Below are 18,350 nucleotides of genomic sequence, written 5' to 3'. Positions count from 1 at the left end.
GCAGCCGGATCGTTTGATCTGATTTATTCGTACTTTACAGTTGAGCAGGTTCGCATTTCCTAAACAAAACGATTGCCATGGGAGCGATAGCACTGATTGCCCTTACGATTGCCGCGATACTTTTTTCCGCCGGCGGTATCATCGTTGGAAAACTGCTGGTAAAAAAAACGTACAACGCCCAGAAAGGGCAGGCTTACGAATGTGGCATTCCTACCGAAACCTCGCCCTGGCAACAGTTTCATGTTGGTTATTACCTTTTTGCTTTGTTGTTTTTGATTTTTGATGTGGAACTTGTGTTCCTCTACCCATGGGCCGTTGTGGTTAAGAAAATGGGCATGACGGCGCTTGCAGAGATCCTTGTTTTTCTCTTTATTCTTTTCATGGGTTTTTTATACGCGCATAAAAAAGGAGCACTGAAATGGAGCTGACGCAACCGCCTGTACAATCCGATTTTCCCGGGGAGATCCATCCCACACCCGGTGGCGGCATCGTGATCAGCAGTTTTGATGCACTGATCAACTGGGCACGCTCCAACTCACTGTGGCCACTCACATTCGCCACCAGCTGCTGCGGAATCGAAATGATGTCTACCGCTTCTTCCAAATATGATTTTTCAAGATTCGGTTTCGAAGTGGCACGCGCCACGCCGCGACAGGCCGATGTGATCATCATCGCGGGAACGATCGTGAACAAAATGGGCCCGGTATTGAAACGTTTGTACGACCAGATGGCCGATCCAAAGTACGTGGTTGCCATGGGCGCATGTGCCATCAGCGGCGGGCCCTTCTTTTACAACACCTATTCTGTAGTGAAAGGAGCGGACCACATCATCCCGGTTGATGTATACATACCCGGATGCCCACCAAGACCGGAAGCCTTGCTTCACGCATTGATCACTTTACAGGGAAAAATAAAAAGCGGGCTGACAAGAGAACAGATCAGGAACGAATCAAAAGAAGGTTAACAAGCAGTATGACAAACGAAGCCATCAAAGAACACATTACAGCATCGCTTCCGTCGGCTGCGTACGATGAAACCGGTGAGTGGCTCACCATACTGGTGGAGCCGGGCAACTGGATGCAACTTGCCAAATCGCTCCGTTATTCTTCTTTGGGGTTTGATTATTTGTTTTGTCTTACATGTGTTGACTGGAAAACGCATCTCACCATGGTGTACCATCTTTCTTCAACGGTGCACCGCCATTGTGTTGTGGTAAAAGCAAATCTCGACAGGAACGATCCCGTAATTGAAACCGTTTGCGATATCTGGCGAACCGCGGAATTTCACGAGCGCGAAACATTTGAGTTGTTCGGGGTGAAATTTCACAACCATCCCGATCTGCGCAGGTTGATATTGACAGATGATTTCGATGGATATCCTTTGCGGAAAGATTTTGAGGACCCGATCAACATGATAAAATTATAAACCAATGTATTCGCAAACCGAGGTCATATGCGACACTACAACAGATACCGGCGGCGAGCTGGTGATCAATGTAGGCCCGCAGCATCCGGCCACGCACGGCGTGCTCCATCTTGTGATTACATTGGAAGGGGAAACGATCAGAAAGATTGAGCCCCACCTCGGGTACATCCACCGCTCCATTGAAAAGATGTGTGAGAGCCTGAGTTACCGCCAGTTCATTTATGTAACGAGCAGGATGGATTATCTCTCATCGCACATCAACAATCTTTGCTGCGCCCACAATACCGAAAAATCCTTGCAGATAGAAGTGCCGCAACGCGCCAAAGTGATCCGCGTACTGATGTCGGAACTCACGCGCATCGCCTCACACGAACTGTGGCTTGGTGCCATGGCGATGGACCTGGGCGCTTTTACCCCGTTCTTCTACGCCTTCCGCGAGCGAGAGATGATCACAGAGATCATGGAAGACACCTGCGGCGCGAGGCTCACCATGAACTACATTGTTCCGGGCGGGGTGATGTACGATCTGCATCCGGATTTTGTAACGAAGGTGAAAGCATTTGTGAAGCAATTCAAAACCAAGGTAACCGAATACGAGGATCTCGTTACCAACAACGTGATCTTCCAGAACAGGATGAAGGGCGTGGGCGTCTTGTCAAAAGAAGATGCCATCTCGTACGGCTGCACCGGCCCTGTTGCCAGGGGAAGTGGTGTGCATTGCGATATCAGGAAGATCTATCCTTACGAAGTTTACGATGCGGTAGAATTTGACGAAGTGCTTGAAACCGCCGGCGATTCATTTGCACGGTACATGGTGCGCGTGCGCGAGATGAACCAGTCGGTCAGGATCATTGAACAACTCATCGACAACATTCCCGACGGCGATTTCCAGGCAAAAACAAAGGCCGTGCTTAAACCACCCAAAGGAGAATTTTATACAAGGGTAGAAACCGCCCGCGGCGAGTTTGGCGTATACATTGTGAGCGAAGGCGGAACAACACCCTACCGGATCAAGTTCCGTTCACCCGGCTTCTCCAATCTGTCTGCCCTCGGCCACATGGCAAAAGGCAGCAAGATCGGCGACCTGATGGCAACGATGGGAACGCTCGACCTGGTAATACCCGATATCGACAGGTAACAGTGAGAAGTCAGGAGTGAAATGAAAGGTCGGTATCGAATCAAAAACATATAATAGATCGCAAACAGATAAATAACCAAACCCGATTTCAAACAGAACATGCCTTCATTCGAAACCATAACCGGCTCTGTTCAAAACTGGCTATACGATACATTCACCCCAACATCCGCATTGATGCTGGAGTGCCTGATCGTGATATTGCTGGTAACAACATTGTTTGCGGTACTGGGTTTGGTGTTGGTATTGATGGAAAGAAAAGTGGCGGCCCATATACAGATCCGTTTGGGCCCTAACCGTGTTGGGCCCGGTGGAATGCTGCAGACGGTTGCGGATACGTTGAAGTTGTTGATGAAAGAGGGCCTCACGCCCGATCTGGCAGACAAATTTTTATTTAACCTCGCACCCTTTGTCGTTATTACCGTGGCAATGTTGCTGCTCGCACCCATCGCCTTTGCAAAAGGGTTCCAGATCTGGGACATCAACATAGGCGTGCTGTATGTTTCCGCAGTTTCATCGCTTTCGGTTATTGGCATTCTTATGGCTGGATGGGCCAGCAACAACAAATACTCCTTACTCGGCGCCATGCGCAGCGGTGCACAGATCGTAAGTTATGAGTTGTCTGCAGGACTCGCCATTTTATCCATCGTGGTTTTAACAGGAAGCCTGCAGATCTCTGATATCATTGAATCGCAGCGCGACGGCTGGTGGTTGTTCAAGGGGCATGTTCCCGCTGTGATCTCGTTTGTCTTGTTCCTGGTAGCCGTAACCGCAGAAACAAACCGGGCGCCGTTCGACCTCGCGGAAGCGGAATCGGAATTGACCGCGGGTTTTCATACAGAATATTCCGGTATGCGTTTCGCGCTCTTCTTCCTTGCCGAATACATCAATATATTCATCTTGTGTGCCATTGGTGCCACGCTGTTTTTAGGAGGATGGATGCCTTTGCATTTCGGCAATTGGGAGGGATTTAATCAGTTGATGGATTACATACCATCATCCGTCTGGTTTATGGGAAAAACATTTTTTCTCATCTTCCTCATCATGTGGTTCCGCTGGACGTTCCCGCGCCTGCGCGTTGACCAACTGCTGAACCTGGAATGGAAATACCTGTTGCCGATAAGCCTGTTCAACTTGTTATTGGTGACTGTGGTGGCGATAATGAAATGGCACTTTTAATTAGGAATTAGGAATTAGGAATTAATAATTAATAAATACTAATTCCTAATTCCTAATTAAAGTTGGTGTGCCATTTAAAAACAGAAAATAAATGTTCCTTAAAAACTACATAAAAGAAGTGTACACCGGTGTTTCTTCATTATTGAAGGGGATGAGGAAGACGGGGTATTATTTCTTTCACCCAAAGGAGATCATTACCCAGCAGTATCCCGACAACCGGGATACCTTGCAACTCGCGAGCCGTTTTCGGGGCGAGGTGGTAATGCCGCATGATGAGAACAACGAACACGCCTGCACAGGCTGCACGGCGTGTGAACTGGCCTGCCCGAATGGGACGATCAAAGTGATCACGAAGTTTGATGTGAACCCTGAAGGAAAAAGAAAAAAAGCAGTGGATACATTCATCTATCACCTTGAGCTCTGTACCATGTGTAACCTGTGTATCGAGGCTTGTCCTACCGATGCAATACGCATGGCCCAGAACTTTGAACACAGTGTGTTCGACAGGAGCAAGCTCACCAAGAAATTAAATTTACCGGGTTCAAAAATCAGGGAGGGCGTTGAATGATGAGTGCTGCCGCTGTTATATTTTACCTGATCTCAGCCCTTGTTTTGGGTGCGGGACTGCTCGCGGTTACCTCCCGGAAGATTTTCCGTTCGGCCATATGGCTGCTGTTTTCACTCATAGGCATTGCCGCTTTGTATTTCTGGATGCAGGTGGAGTTCATCGCCGCCGTTCAGATCATCGTATACGTAGGTGGTATCGTAGTGCTGATCATCTTCTCTATCTTTCTTACACAGCAATCAGGAAAAGAGATGCAGAAACCCCGCACGAAAAAAGTGGTTTTTTCTTTACTGGCAGCCGTGTTTGGACTCACATTCATCTATTCGCTGGTTGACCGCTACCGTTTTCCCACCACGATTGTGGAGCCACTCAATGCATCGGTGGGAGAGATCGGAACGCAGATGTTAAGTACCACGGAACATGGGTACATACTCCCCTTTGAAGTAGTGAGCATGTTGTTACTGGCAGCGATGATCGGGTGTATCGTAATTGCGATGAAAGATAAAGACAAGGAAGAAATGCAGGAACCGGAACGCGAAGCAAAACTGATGATACATTCAGATTTCTCAACCCTACAAAATCCGGACAACGAATGAGCAGCGTTCCGCTTTCACATATACTCTTTGTAAGCCTTGCCTTGTTTTGCATTGGCATGTATGGATTGTTTACGCGGCGGAACATGATCACCATGCTGATGTCTGTTGAGTTGATGCTGAACAGCACCAATATCAATTTTGTAGCTTTCAATAAATACCTGTATCCAGATAAGCTGGACGGAATTTTCTTTACCATTTTCATCATCACCATTGCCGCTGCAGAAGCGGCCGTGGCCATTGCGATCATCATCAACCTATACCGTACACACAGGTCGATCGATGTGGAAGATGCAACACAAATGAAATTTTAAAACGATGCCCAACTATTCTTACCTGATCTGGATCCCGCTGTTGCCTCTCCTGGCCTTCGTGTTGCTGGGATTGTTCGGCCGGAAATATTTCAGGAGCAGCGCCGGCTTCATCGGTACCGCGTCTTTGCTTGCATCAACCATACTTTCGTTCATTGCTGCAAAGCAGTATTTTTTTGTGGATGGAAAAGTGAATGGCATTTACCAGAAGATCACCGCATTCAAATACACATGGCTGGGTTTTTCGCCCGGTGTGTCAATAGACATGAGCATCATCGTGGACCCTGTTTCGGTGATGATGCTGGTAATAGTAACCTTTGTTTCGCTGATGGTGCACATCTTCAGCCTTGGTTACATGAAAGGGGAAGCGCGTTTTGCAACCTACTACGCATTTTTGTCGCTGTTTACTTTCTCAATGCTCGGCCTCGTGCTGGCGGGCAACCTGTTCCAGGTATACATGTTCTGGGAACTTGTGGGCGTTTCTTCGTTTTTATTGATAGGTTATTATTTCGAGAAGCCATCTGCTGTGGCGGCATCAAAAAAAGCATTCATCGTTACGCGGTTTGCTGATCTTGGTTTTCTCATCGGCATTCTCATCATCGCATTTTATGGAAGGTCGTTAGACATCAGCGTCCTGATCGAACGGTTGGCATCCACCCAAACCGCCGAGTTCACGGGCATTGCCACCGCCGGTTTCCTGGGTGTTTCGGCGCTCACCTGGGGATTGACCATGATCTTCATCGGCGGCGCAGGTAAATCTGCGATGTTCCCCCTGCACATCTGGTTGCCCGATGCAATGGAAGGGCCAACGCCTGTGTCTGCATTGATACATGCCGCAACAATGGTAGTGGCCGGTGTATACCTTGTGGCGCGTTTGTTCCCTGTATTTTCAATGGATGGGGCGGTGATGCTCATCATTACCTGGGTAGGTGCATTCTCTGCACTGCTCGCTGCGGTGATCGCGTGTACGCAAACGGATATCAAAAGAGTGCTGGCCTATTCAACCATGTCGCAGATAGGATATATGATGTTTGCACTGGGCATTTCAAAGCAAACAGGAGAAGCCGGCCTCGGGTACATGGCATCGATGTTCCACCTGTTTACGCATGCGTTCTTTAAGTCCCTTTTATTTTTAGGTGCGGGCGCCGTTATCCATTTTGTTCACAGCAACGAAATGAAAGACATGGGCGGATTGCGCAGGTACATGCCCGTAACGCATGCGGCTTTCCTGGTAGGTTGCCTTGCCATTGCGGGCGTGCCACCGTTTGCGGGTTTCTTCAGTAAGGAGGAAATATTGCTTGCGGCGTTCCATTCCAACAAGGCGGTTTATGGTGTTGCATTGTTTACTGCAGCGCTCACTGCGTTTTATATGTTCCGGTTGTATTTCTCCATCTTTTGGAACCGTACAACAGAATGGCACAATACACATGGCGAAGGAACGGCTTCCATGAAAGTGCCGCTGGTTATCCTGGCCCTCTGCGCCCTTGTTGTGGGTGTTGTTCCGTTTCCTGGGTTTGTAACCGCAACGGGCGCTCCTTTGGAAACGCACACCATTCCCTTGTTTTTTATTGCACCTGTAGCTTTAACAGTGATCGCTATCCTGGTAGCAGCATTGTTTTATAAAAATCAATCCGACAAACCAAACAGGGCGGCCGCGGCATTCGGCGCATTGTACCGCGCCGCACACAGGAAGTTTTACATGGATGAGTTATACCTGTTTGTTACCAGGAAAGTGATCTTCCCGCTCATCGGGCAGCCGATCGCGTGGATCGATAAAAATATTGTGGATGGACTGGTGAACTTATCGGCCACCACCACGGTCAGGATTTCAACGATGATCAAGGGGATACAATCCGGCCGCGTGCAGGGCTACGCATTGTTCTTCTTTGGAGGAATAGCCGCATTCGCCATTTTATTTATTTACTTATGGAAATGATTATTGCATGAATCTGTCTTTATTGGTCCTTCTCCCGTTGGCAACAGCCCTCGCCATCCTTTTCTGCAAAGGGTTGAAGCAGGTGCGTGCCGTGGCGCTTACGGGTTCGGTGGCACAACTGGGTATTTGCGCGTGGCTGTTGTTTCTGTATATGGCGGAAAGGAACAACGGCAACAGCGCGCTGATGCTGTTTGAAACGAGTTACACCTGGTTCAGGCCGCTGCAGGTAAATTATCACACCGGTGTCGACGGCATCTCCCTCGCCATGATCTTACTCACAGCCTCTGTAGTTGTTGCCGGAATCCTTGTTTCATGGACAATGGAGAAACTCAGCAAAGAATTTTTCTTTTTACTTGTATTGCTTTCCCTGGGCGCCTACGGGTTTTTTATTTCACTCGATCTCTTCACTTTGTTTTTCTTTCTTGAAATAGCGGTCATACCAAAATTCTTACTCATCGGCATCTGGGGCAGTGGCAAAAAAGAATACAGCGCCATGAAACTTGCACTGATGCTGATGGCCGGGTCGGCATTGGTTTTTGTTGGGTTGGTGGGCCTTTACTACAACACCCATTCATTCGATATCATGGAGATCTCGCGCATGAAGATCCCGGTTGAGGTACAGAAATTCTTTTTCCCCTTTGCTTTCCTCGGCTTCGGGATCTTTGCGGCCTTGTTTCCTTTCCATACCTGGGTTCCAGACGGACATGCTTCTGCGCCCACAGCTGCGTCTATGTTTCTTGCCGGTATCTCTATGAAGCTTGGTGGTTACGGCTGCCTGCGCGTTGCCACCTTCCTGATGCCGGATGCTGCGCATGCCTATGCATGGGTCATCATCCTGCTCGCCACCATCGCCATCATTTACGGCGCTTTCGCTACGATGATGCAGACGGACCTCAAATACATCAATGCCTATTCTTCCGTGAGCCACTGTGGTTTTGTGATACTGGGTATCGGGATGCTCACTGAAACATCCATCAACGGCGCGGTGTTGCAGATGGTTTCGCACGGGTTAATGACCGCGCTTTTCTTTGCAGCGATCGGTATGATCTACAGCCGCACGCACACAAGAATGGTATCGCAACTCGGCGGGCTTTTAAAAGTGATGCCCTTTGTTTCAACCATTTTTGTGATCGCGGGCCTGTGTTCACTGGGTTTGCCAGGCTTCAGTGGTTTTGTTGCCGAGATGACGGTGTTCATGGGCGCCTGGGAGAACCCCGATAAATGGTACAGGCTCGCAACCATACTTGCTTGCGCATCTATTGTTGTAACGGCCGTATACATTTTGCGCGCCGCAGGTAAAACAATAATGGGCCCGATGCAGGAAACCTATGCATCATTGCACGACGCTACCTGGAACGAAAAATTAGCGGCGGTCGTGTTGATGACCGGTATACTGGTTGTGGGTGTTGCACCTTTTCTCATCAACCAACTCATCCATCCGTCGACAACGAATATTATGCGGCAGGTGGGAGCCGTGGTTGTTCCAAAATGAAACTGAATTATGGGAATTGATTTTTTAATATTATTGAAACAGGAGCTCGTTGTAAGCGTGCTTATTTTTCTCCTGCTCATGCTCAAGCTGGGCAAAGACAGGAGCAATGAGGCCATACTGAACCTGGTAAATGTACTGCTGCTGCTCAATTTCGCATCCGGTTTTTTCTTTGGAAAAGAAGGAGCGGTATTCAACGGAATGTTCCGGTCCAATGCATTGGTGATATTTGAAAAGAACATACTCAACTTCGCCTTTTGCATCATCTCCATGCAATCGTATGCATGGCTGAAAACACACAAACACGTGATCGAGTTTTATGTGTTGCTGCTTTCTGCCCTGCTTGGCATGTTCTTCATGCTATCCACTTCCAATTTGTTGATGTTCTACCTGTCGCTCGAACTTTCAACCATACCGTTGGCTGCTGCGGTTAATTTTGACCTGTCGAAGAAACAATCATCAGAGGCCGCTTTTAAGATGATCATTTCATCGGCCTTTTCATCCGCCCTGTTGTTGCTGGGTATTTCTTTTTTATATGGCATAAGCGGATCCGTCGATTTTGCTGAATTGGCAGCGAAGCTCATCGCCGGCGATGCACTGCACCTGTTTGCATTCATTCTTTTTCTTTCCGGGGTTGCCTTCAAGATTTCGGCGGTGCCCTTTCATTTGTGGACGGCCGATGTATACGAAGGAGCGCCCGTTGCGGTAACTGCGTACTTGTCTGTGGTGTCGAAAGCCGCGGTGTTGTTTGTTTTTGTTCCCGTATTGTACACGGTGTTCAAACCGCTGCAGGAAGCCTGGTACCATATGCTGTTTGTATTGTCGTTGCTTACGATCAGCACCGGTAATTTATTTGCGCTGCGGCAAAACAACGTAAAACGGTTTCTTGCCTTTTCTTCTATCGCTCAGGTGGGTTTTATCCTGGTGGGTATTTCCGCCGGATCGCGGGAAGGGATGGCATCGGTTGTTTATTTTGTGCTCGTATATGTGTTCTCCAATCTTGCGGCATTTGGTGTGATCTCATTGATCAGTGCGGTAATGGGAAGGGAAAATATAGACGGCTACAAAGGGCTGTACAAGACCAACCCGATGCTTACATGGGTATTAACGATCGCGCTGTTCTCTCTCGCGGGCGTTCCGCCAACGGCTGGTTTTTTTGGTAAATTCTTTTTGCTGTTTGCCGGCGCCGCCAGAGGTAATTACTGGTTGATCGTTATCGCCGCATTGAATATGGTGATCTCTTTTTATTACTACCTGCGTCTTGTAAAAGCAATGTTCATGGAGGAGAGCGACACCCCGGTTGAGAAGATCGCTGTTCCGGCCTGGAGCAGGCTTTCATTGTACGCATGCGTGATCGGCATCATCGTTGCAGGCTTGCTTGGTTGTATTTATGATCATGTTTTTTCACTCAGTTCAGGAATCTAAACATCCGCAATATGGCTATCAATAAAAACCACGAATCTGAAGAACTGGATGGAACCAAATGTGCCATCGTGGAAAAAAACGTGCTGCCTGCACGTGTCGGTTTTTTAAAACAATTGCTCTCGCTCAACGGCTATACCGTTGTTGTTGTTGGCTCTCCGCCGGCAAAAACGGCTGCACCTGCGGCTGCCGCTACAGAGCCTGCTGAGCCTCCTGCAGAAGTTGCAAGCGCCGCGCCGGAAACATTTACGGTTGGTGTTACAGACCTGATGTTCAATCCCATCAACGCAATTTTTGGAAGGTTGCTCAAAACCCGCGACGGGCGGGTTGTAACACTTGCCTATTGGCAACAGCACGAAAGCATCGCGCACGATGAGGTGCCGTATTATGAGAACCGCTAAAGGATGGTCATTGTCTTTTGAAGCGGATCCGTATCCCGTCGGATCCATGTATTATATTTACGGCTCAGTAAACCAGGCAGCATGAAACCATTTTTCTTATTTGCAATCATCCTTGTCCTATCAGCTTGCGGGAAGCCGCTTTTCAGGGAGCGCTGGTTGAAACAAAAAGCGCCCGCGCATTTTACCGCACGTTTTGAAACATCAAAAGGAAACATTGATGCGGAGTTTACAAGGGAGTGGTCGCCGCTTGCGGTTGACCGCTTGTATACGCAGATCAAACACGGTACCTACGACCATATCTTGTTTTACCGGGTGGTGCCCAATTTTGTTGCGCAGTTTGGTACGGATGATTCTACGGAAGAAAAATTATGGAAGAACCATCCCGTTCCCGATGAGCCCGTTAAACAAGGCAACGACCGCGGCACCATCGCTTTTGCAAGAAGCGGGAAGAATACGCGGGGGATCCATCTTTTTATCAACCTCAGGAACAACAACCGCCTCGACACGATCACCTATAGCGGTGTAACGGGATTTCCCGTGCTGGGAAAAGTTACGGCCGGGATGGAAGTGGCAGATACACTGTACAAAGGCTATGGAGACAAAGTATTTGCGAAATACGACTCTATGTTCATCAGCAAAAAGGTGTTCCTTGAAAGATTTCCCTTGCTCGATTCCATCAAACGCATATACATCACCGGGAAAAGAAAATAATTATTTACCTGCAACAGTAGAACCGCGCACGATCAGCTCCGAGGGAAGGGTTAAGCATTCATCGTGCAACACAAAATTTTTTTTCTCCAGCGATTTGAAAAGAATGATCGCAGCCGTTTTTCCCATTTCATACGCGGGTTGTGTAACCGTTGTGAGCGAGGGGTTGAGAATGCTTGCTGAAGAAAGGTTTGAAAAGCTAACCACTTTCATATCACCCGGTATCGAGAGGCCCAGCTCCTTACAAGCGAGGTAAACATCGGTCGTTAATTTTTCAACAGAAGCGATCACGCCATCGGGACGGTCTTTTTTCTGCAGGATGGTTTTTAGCGCGGCCACATTTTTTGCAGGGTCGTTCCCGCAAAAAATATTCAAAGGCCCTTGCGGCACACGGTTATCGGCCAATGCTTTTTCATACCCTTCTTTCCGTTTGTTGCTGATGGAAAGGCAATCCGAAATAGACAACAGCGCAATGTTCCTGCAACCGCAATCAACCAGGTGCTGCGTGGCCTTGTAACTGCTTTCAAGATCGTTGGTCGTGATCTTTGCCGTATTGGCCTCTTCGCAAACACGGTCGAAAAATACCAATGGAATGTTCCTGCTGCTGAGATCGTTGATGTGTTTGTAGCTCGCTGTTTCGGCGGTAAGCGACATCAGCACCCCGTCTACGCGGCCGCTTTGAAAATCCTTCAGGATGGCTTCTTCGCGCGAAAAATTTTCGTGGGTAAGATAGATGAGTACATGGTATCCCCTTTCTTCTGCGATCGCTTCAATGCCATTGATGGCCTGCGAAAAAAAACTATCCGCCACTTCAGGAAGTACCACCGCAATGGTTTTGCTTTTCCTGATGCGCAAACTGCCCGCATAGGCATTGGGAATATAATTGAGCCGGCTCGCCAGCTCCTGCACCCGCTGCTTGGTGGGCGTACTGATCTCATGGCTGTCGCGCAGCGCCTTGGAAATGGCGGCGGTAGACAGGTTCAGTTCCTTGGCTAACATTTTAATCGTGATGTTGTCCATGCAGCAGATCGATTGACTGTAAATTAGGGAAATGGACTGATATGACAAGGTTTCGGGAAGGCGCCATGGCCCGTGGTCTTTGGTCAACGGAACCGTTCCCGGCGCGCCGCTTAAACGGTTAAGTAGTTTTTTTCCTATAAATTCGATTTCGGTACTATTTTCAGAAAAGCTCCGGGATCAATCAAGCCATAACCGCCCGGGCTAAAACCAACGATTGCCACCATGAACAAGCTCCAGACTGCTGACTACATTGTATTTTTTATTTATTTCATCGCCATCAGTGCCTACGGTTATTATGTTTACCAGAAGAAAAGAACGAAGACAACTACTTCTACCGAGTTCTTTCTGGCCGAAGGGTCGCTTACCTGGTGGGCCATCGGGGCTTCACTGATCGCGTCCAATATTTCGGCAGAACATTTTATCGGCATGTCGGGCTCAGGTTTTGCATTGGGCCTCGCCATCTCTACGTACGAGTGGATGGCCGCCGCTACTTTGCTGGTGGTTGCCGTTTTCATCATCCCCGTTTACCTGAAGAACCGCATCTTTACGATGCCGCAGTTCCTCTCGAAAAGATACAACGACAAAGTAAGCACCATCATGGCCGTATTCTGGCTGCTGGTGTATGTGTTTGTAAACCTTACTTCCATCATTTACCTGGGAGCGCTTGCGATATCGTCTATTTCGAACATCAGTTTTGAATGGTGTATCGCAGGACTCAGTTTGTTCTCCGTGATCGTTACGCTTGGCGGAATGAAAGTGATCGGTTATACCGATGTGGTGCAGGTACTGGTGCTGATCGTTGGCGGGCTCGTTACCACTTACCTCGCGCTTACGCTGTTATCGGAAAATTTTGGTTTTGGAAAAGACATATGGAAAGGCCTGGGCATACTGCGGAAAGAGGCGCCGGATCATTTTCACATGATCTTTAACAAGGGGGATAAATATTATCCCGAGCTCCCTGGCATTTCTGTTCTCATCGGGGGGATGCTCATCAACAACCTGGCCTACTGGGGCTGCAACCAATACATCGTACAACGTGCGCTGGGTGCAGACCTGCAAACGGCGCGGAAAGGGATCTTGTTTGCCGCCTTTTTGAAAATGCTGATCCCTGTTATCGCCGTTCTGCCGGGCATCGCCATGTTTGTGCTGTTTAAGAACGGCGGATACCAGGCGGAGATGTCGGACGGTGGAATTGTAAAACCCGATCATGCCTACCCAACATTGATGAACCTGTTGCCCCCGGGTTTGAAAGGCGTTGCCTTTGCCGCACTTACCGCGGCCATTGTTGCATCGCTTGCGGGGAAAGCAAACAGCATCTCCACCATTTTCTCACTGGATATCTACAAAAAATATTTCAACAGGGAGGCCACCGATAAGAAACTTGTGCGCGTGGGCAGGTGGGCCGTGATCATCGCGATGCTGGTGGCCGCGCTGGTAACACCGGCGCTTCGCTCGCTCGACCAGGCCTACCAGTTCATACAGGAATATGTCGGGTTTATTTCGCCCGGCGTGCTGGCCATTTTCTTACTCGGCTTCTTCTGGAAACCAACCACCGCAGGCGCGGCCATGTCGGGCGCATTGCTCACCATCCCGATCTCTACGGTGCTTAAATTTTTACCGAACTGGACCAACGGCGCATTTCCTGCACTGCCGTTCCTCAACCGTATGGAGATCGATTTTGTGCTGATCGTACTGGTGATGATCATCGTCAGCAAGATCTGGCCGAAAGACAAAAACGACCATGTGATCGAAGTTGATACCGCGATGTTCAGGGTTCCCATGAGCTTTGTCATAGGATCGGTGATCATTTGCGGAATGCTGGCCGCACTTTACACGGTATTCTGGTAAAAACAACATATTATTGAGTTGTTCTATGCAACAAATACGGAGTTTTTTTATTGATGACCGATCATGCACAATTCCGCAAAAAGCCTCAAACCTGTGGTGTAAAAGGCACGAGGTAAGCCGGATCCGTACTTAATCGGTTAAGTAAATAAATACCCCCAAACCCACGCAACTCGCTGTCCAACATTCTAATTTTAATAAGACGATTGATGTAATCATTTTAAACCTGCTTGTCATGTCAGCCAACACCAATTTACCTGAAGAGATCATTGCGCCTCTGGCGAACCTGGATGAATGGGAGAGGGATGTGCTGGAACGCTATCCCGATCCGAATGCCATCGCCACCAACAAATCCACCGAAGAGTTCCGTAATTACGAAACACCCGGCCGCGATACGGTGAAAGAGTTTTACCGCCTCAACCACACTTACCAGACCTACGATTTTGTACTGGAAAAGAAAGCCGACTACCTCCGGTTCAACAAAAGGGAAATGCCCATCTGGGATGCTTTCAATTTTTTGAACGAGCTGGTGGACGATTCAGACCCTGATACAGACCTCGACCAGATGCAGCACCTGCTGCAAACCTCCGAAGCGATCCGCAACGACGGCCACCCAGACTGGTTTGTGCTTGTTGGCCTGATCCACGATATGGGAAAAGTGCTGTGCCTTTTTGGCGAACCGCAATGGGCCGTGGTGGGCGATACCTTCCCGGTAGGATGCGCTTTCTCGGACAAGATCGTTTACCCTGAGTTCTTTCAATTCAACCCAGATATTCACAACGAAAAATACAACACCAAATACGGCGTATATACACCTAATTGTGGACTGAAAAACGTACACATGTCGTGGGGCCACGATGAATACGTGTACCACATGATGAAGGATTACCTGCCGGAAGAAGGGTTGTATATGCTGCGTTACCATTCCTTCTATTCACAACACAGGGAAAAAGCTTACGACCACCTGATGGACGAGCACGACCATGCGATGTTCAAATGGGTCGACAAGTTTAACCCGTACGATCTCTATTCCAAAAATCCAAACCAGAAAAGCTGGGCGGAGCTAAAACCCTATTACGAGGCGCTGGTGGCAAAATACCTGCCTGCAACCTTGAAATTCTAGGGCTCCGTTCAATAGTTAATAGTAAAGTAACATACACTTGCAGATACCTATGTATTGACCTGATAGTTTTGCGCGAAAACCGGTAACCGGGTGTTCTTTTATTTTTTGCGCAACGGTTTTCAGGATTAAATGGTCTATGTTGCATGCTTTCTGTTTTTTTGTAACCAAAACAAAACTTCTTCAAATGAGTAAAATCTTTTTTTTACAGCGTACGCTCAAACTCATGTGCGCTGTAATGCTGGGCTGTATTTGTTTGTTTCCGCCGGCCGATGCTATGGCCGCAGGAAAAAACGGTACAATGGCCCCTTTTGATCAGACGGTAACCGGAACGGTTCGCGACAATGCCAATGGCAACCCGCTTTCCGGCGCCACAATCATGATTAAGGGTACCTCGAAAAGTACCACTTCAGATGCCAATGGTGCATTCAGCATCTCGGTGCCGGGTGGTAACAGCGTACTGGTGATCACCTATATCGGTTACGAAGCACAGGAGATCACTGTGGGCTCACGTACCAGCGTTTCCATTTCCATGATGCCTTCTGCCACCGAACTGTCGGAAGTAGTAATGGTAGGTTACGGCTCACAACGCAAAAAAGATGTGACCGGCGCCGTTAAATCCGTACGTGCAGAAGCGTTCAATAAAGGTATCGTTAACACACCGCAGCAATTGCTCCAGGGTAAAGTATCGGGTGTGAACGTTACTTCTGCTACCGGCGAGCCGGGTGCAACACAGGGCATCACCATCCGCGGGCCCGGTGGCGTAAGAACGGGTAACACACCTTTGTTTGTGATCGACGGGTTCCCGCTCGATAACGCAAGCACCGGAAGCGGCGACCCGCTCAACTTCCTCAACACCGCAGATATCGAATCGATCGATGTATTGAAAGATGCCTCCGCAACCGCGATCTATGGTACACGTGGCGCAAACGGTGTGATCATCATCACCACCAAAAAAGGAAAAGCAGGCACGGCCAAACTCGCACTGAACTCAAGCGTTGGCTTTTCGCAGATCGCAAGAAAAATAAATGTTTTGTCGGCAGCCGATTTCCGAAGCAACGTTCCCAAAGTTGGTGGCGTATTGGATGATGGCGGCGCGAGCACAGACTGGCTGGATGTGATCACCCGCAACGCGATCACCCAAAACCATAACCTTACCATGAGCGGCGGTTCTGATAAACTTACCTACTTCGCATCATTCGGTATGCAGAAACAGGAGGGTATCATCAAAGGAAATTCACTCGACCGCTACACAGGAAGGTTCAATGTAACCCAAAGGCTTTTCGACGACAAGCTTACCCTTGAAGCGAACATGACCTATTCTGCTACCAACAACAGGAGGCCAAGCGCACTCAACGGGATCATCGGTGATGCATTGACCAATAACCCTACCTATAAAGCCGTAGATGCAAACGGTAATTTTATCGGTTACAACAGCTTCAACAACCCATTGCTCAACATTGCGCTCGATAAAGAAGTTTCCGACATCAACAGGATCCTCGGAAACATCACCGCAACCCTGAAGCTCACCAAAAACCTTTCGTACAAACTGAACTTCGGTATCGACAATTCAACATCAACACGTGATGTGGAAGCATTGCCATACCTCGTTCCGGTTCGCCTGGGACGTCTGGAAAACAACTATTACGTTAACCGCAACAGGCTGGTTGAGAACTACCTTACCTATAACCTTACCAGCGGGCAACATAGTTTCTCTGCGCTGGCGGGTCATTCTTACCAGAAGATCTTTATCCAGACAAGATGGAGCAGCATCAGCGGTTTCCCTGTTACCAACCTCGACCCGATCTACAACCCGGGACTGGGAACCACGCTCACGCTGGCAGACAACAGGCCGGGTGGAACAGCGATCGAAAATGAATTGCAATCTTTCTTCGGGCGTTTGAACTATTCGTATGCCGGTAAATACCTGCTGACCGTTAATTTCAGGGCAGATGGTTCTTCCAAATTCGGTGAGAACAATAAATACGCATACCTGCCATCGTTCTCTGCAGGCTGGAAAATCTCAGACGAGGCCTTCATGAAGAACTCGTTCTTCAGCAACCTGAAACTGAGAGCCGGCTGGGGTATTACAGGTAACCAGGAGATTCCTTCAAGAATTTCCAAAGCCTTGTTTAACCCGGGTACAGGAACCAGTTATCCTTTGGGATCGGGGCCTTATCCTTCAGGACTTGTTTACACAAGAACAGAAAACCCGAACATCCAGTGGGAAACCTCTTCACAAACGGATGTGGGATTGGAATTCAGTTTGTTCGGCGGAAAGCTGACCGGTACGATCGACTGGTTCAACAAAGTATCGAACAACATTCTCCTGCGCGTACTGCCGCCGGATCCTGTTGCGCCAACCACCTACTACTGGAACAATTTCAAAGACATGAAGATCACCAACAAAGGTCTTGAGCTGGAGTTGGAATACACACAGAAAGCGTCGAAAGGCATTGGTTACAACATCGGTGCGAATGCAACGTTTATCAAGAACAATGTTTCCGGATCCCCTTCAAGCGTTATCCCTTCAGGGTCTGCACAGGGTTCGGGTTTAACAGGTGCAACCATCAACGGTTACATCAACGGGCAACCGATCGGTACCTTCTTCCTGAAAGAGTGGACAGGTGTTAATGCATCAGGCATCAGCACTTTCCGCGACCTGGATGGCGACAATGCTATCACAGATAACGACCGTGTTGCTGCAGGAACGGCGCTCCCCAATGTTTTGTACAGCTTCTACGGAGGTGTGAACTACAAAGGATTTGACCTGAGCGTGAACTTCAATGGCGTATCAGGAAACAAAGTATACGACAACACCGCCAATTCGAATTTCTATAAACTGAAATTGTCTAAAAACGTGAATGTAACGCCTGAGGCGATCGCACTTACCGCTGAGTCTGTAAACAACTCGGCACCGGTAAGTACCAGGTACCTGTACGATGCAGCTTACCTGCGTTTGAACAATATGTCGCTCGGGTATACTTTCAACACAGCAAAACTGGGTATCAGCAAATATGTTTCTTCGATGCGTTTATCTGTAACCGGTCAGAATCTTTTCGTGATCACCAAATACAAAGGGTTTGATCCGGAAGTGAATGTTGACAGGGCCATCGATGATGCGTTCTCTTATGGCGTAGACTATTTGAGCTACCCTAAAGCAAGAACCTTTATTATCGGATTAAATCTTACATTCTAAAA

The 18,350-nt window shown here is 48.5% G+C and carries 17 protein-coding genes; 16 read left to right on the top strand and 1 reads right to left on the bottom strand.

Features of this window, described 5'->3' with window-relative positions:
• Window positions 1–77 precede the first annotated feature (77 nt).
• The 13 genes from GWC95_RS16020 to GWC95_RS15960 all read left to right on the top strand — a co-directional run bounded on the left by GWC95_RS16020 (window position 78) and on the right by GWC95_RS15960 (window position 11,167).
• The gene (locus GWC95_RS16020; RefSeq protein WP_161819725.1) at window positions 78–428 is read left to right on the top strand and encodes an NADH-quinone oxidoreductase subunit A; all 351 of its coding nucleotides are present in this window, start codon (window positions 78–80) and stop codon (window positions 426–428) included.
• Window positions 419–964, top strand: a complete 546-nt coding sequence (locus GWC95_RS16015) for an NADH-quinone oxidoreductase subunit B (RefSeq protein WP_161819724.1) — start codon at window positions 419–421, stop codon at window positions 962–964. The genes GWC95_RS16020 and GWC95_RS16015 overlap by 10 nt, the downstream gene beginning before the upstream one ends.
• Window positions 965–972: 8 nt before the next feature.
• On the top strand, window positions 973–1,425 hold the full coding sequence (locus tag GWC95_RS16010) for an NADH-quinone oxidoreductase subunit C (RefSeq protein WP_161819723.1): 453 nt from the start codon (window positions 973–975) through the stop codon (window positions 1,423–1,425).
• 4 nt (window positions 1,426–1,429) lie between these two features.
• The gene (locus GWC95_RS16005; protein WP_161819722.1) at window positions 1,430–2,563 is read left to right on the top strand and encodes an NADH-quinone oxidoreductase subunit D; all 1,134 of its coding nucleotides are present in this window, start codon (window positions 1,430–1,432) and stop codon (window positions 2,561–2,563) included.
• Window positions 2,564–2,662: 99 nt separating this feature from the next.
• Window positions 2,663–3,739, top strand: coding sequence for an NADH-quinone oxidoreductase subunit NuoH (gene nuoH, locus GWC95_RS16000; RefSeq protein ID WP_161819721.1), 1,077 nt, complete (start codon window positions 2,663–2,665; stop codon window positions 3,737–3,739).
• Window positions 3,740–3,830: 91 nt separating this feature from the next.
• Window positions 3,831–4,307, top strand: a complete 477-nt coding sequence (locus GWC95_RS15995; protein ID WP_161819720.1) for a 4Fe-4S binding protein — start codon at window positions 3,831–3,833, stop codon at window positions 4,305–4,307.
• On the top strand, window positions 4,304–4,900 hold the full coding sequence (locus GWC95_RS15990) for an NADH-quinone oxidoreductase subunit J family protein (RefSeq protein ID WP_161819719.1): 597 nt from the start codon (window positions 4,304–4,306) through the stop codon (window positions 4,898–4,900). The genes GWC95_RS15995 and GWC95_RS15990 overlap by 4 nt, the downstream gene beginning before the upstream one ends.
• Window positions 4,897–5,211 carry an NADH-quinone oxidoreductase subunit NuoK gene (gene nuoK / locus GWC95_RS15985; protein ID WP_161819718.1) on the top strand — a complete coding sequence of 105 codons (315 nt, stop codon included), beginning with the start codon at window positions 4,897–4,899 and terminating at the stop codon, window positions 5,209–5,211. The genes GWC95_RS15990 and nuoK overlap by 4 nt, the downstream gene beginning before the upstream one ends.
• A 4-nt stretch (window positions 5,212–5,215) precedes the next feature.
• Entirely contained in the window at window positions 5,216–7,144 is a 1,929-nt protein-coding gene (gene nuoL / locus GWC95_RS15980) for an NADH-quinone oxidoreductase subunit L (protein ID WP_161819717.1), read from the top strand.
• Window positions 7,145–7,151: 7 nt separating this feature from the next.
• Window positions 7,152–8,636: a complex I subunit 4 family protein gene (locus tag GWC95_RS15975; protein ID WP_161819716.1), complete on the top strand. Its 1,485-nt coding sequence runs from the start codon at window positions 7,152–7,154 to the stop codon at window positions 8,634–8,636.
• Window positions 8,637–8,645: 9 nt separating this feature from the next.
• Window positions 8,646–10,058, top strand: coding sequence for an NADH-quinone oxidoreductase subunit N (locus GWC95_RS15970; protein ID WP_161819715.1), 1,413 nt, complete (start codon window positions 8,646–8,648; stop codon window positions 10,056–10,058).
• An 11-nt stretch (window positions 10,059–10,069) separates the two neighbouring features.
• The gene (locus GWC95_RS15965) at window positions 10,070–10,456 is read left to right on the top strand and encodes a hypothetical protein (RefSeq protein ID WP_161819714.1); all 387 of its coding nucleotides are present in this window, start codon (window positions 10,070–10,072) and stop codon (window positions 10,454–10,456) included.
• Between the two features lie 81 nt (window positions 10,457–10,537).
• A complete protein-coding gene (locus GWC95_RS15960; RefSeq protein ID WP_161819713.1) occupies window positions 10,538–11,167 on the top strand; it encodes a peptidylprolyl isomerase in 630 nt (209 codons plus the stop codon).
• On the opposite strand, the gene GWC95_RS15955 is transcribed toward GWC95_RS15960, so the two are convergent.
• Entirely contained in the window at window positions 11,168–12,163 is a 996-nt protein-coding gene (locus tag GWC95_RS15955; protein WP_237722180.1) for a LacI family DNA-binding transcriptional regulator, read from the bottom strand.
• A 243-nt stretch (window positions 12,164–12,406) separates the two neighbouring features.
• Between GWC95_RS15955 and GWC95_RS15950 the strand changes: the two genes are divergently transcribed.
• From GWC95_RS15950 to GWC95_RS15940, 3 genes are all read left to right on the top strand, one after another.
• Window positions 12,407–14,032, top strand: a complete 1,626-nt coding sequence (locus GWC95_RS15950) for a sodium/sugar symporter (protein ID WP_161819711.1) — start codon at window positions 12,407–12,409, stop codon at window positions 14,030–14,032.
• 232 nt (window positions 14,033–14,264) lie between these two features.
• A complete protein-coding gene (locus tag GWC95_RS15945) occupies window positions 14,265–15,152 on the top strand; it encodes an inositol oxygenase family protein (protein WP_161819710.1) in 888 nt (295 codons plus the stop codon).
• A 184-nt stretch (window positions 15,153–15,336) separates the two neighbouring features.
• Window positions 15,337–18,348, top strand: a complete 3,012-nt coding sequence (locus tag GWC95_RS15940) for a SusC/RagA family TonB-linked outer membrane protein (protein ID WP_161819709.1) — start codon at window positions 15,337–15,339, stop codon at window positions 18,346–18,348.
• The last annotated feature ends 2 nt before the right edge of the window (window positions 18,349–18,350 follow it).

It is taken from the genome of Sediminibacterium roseum, from assembly GCF_009939005.1.
GTDB lineage: Bacteria > Bacteroidota > Bacteroidia > Chitinophagales > Chitinophagaceae > Sediminibacterium > Sediminibacterium roseum.
The sequence above is the reverse complement of the archived record's forward strand: the minus strand, read 5'-3'. Positions and strand labels throughout refer to the sequence as shown.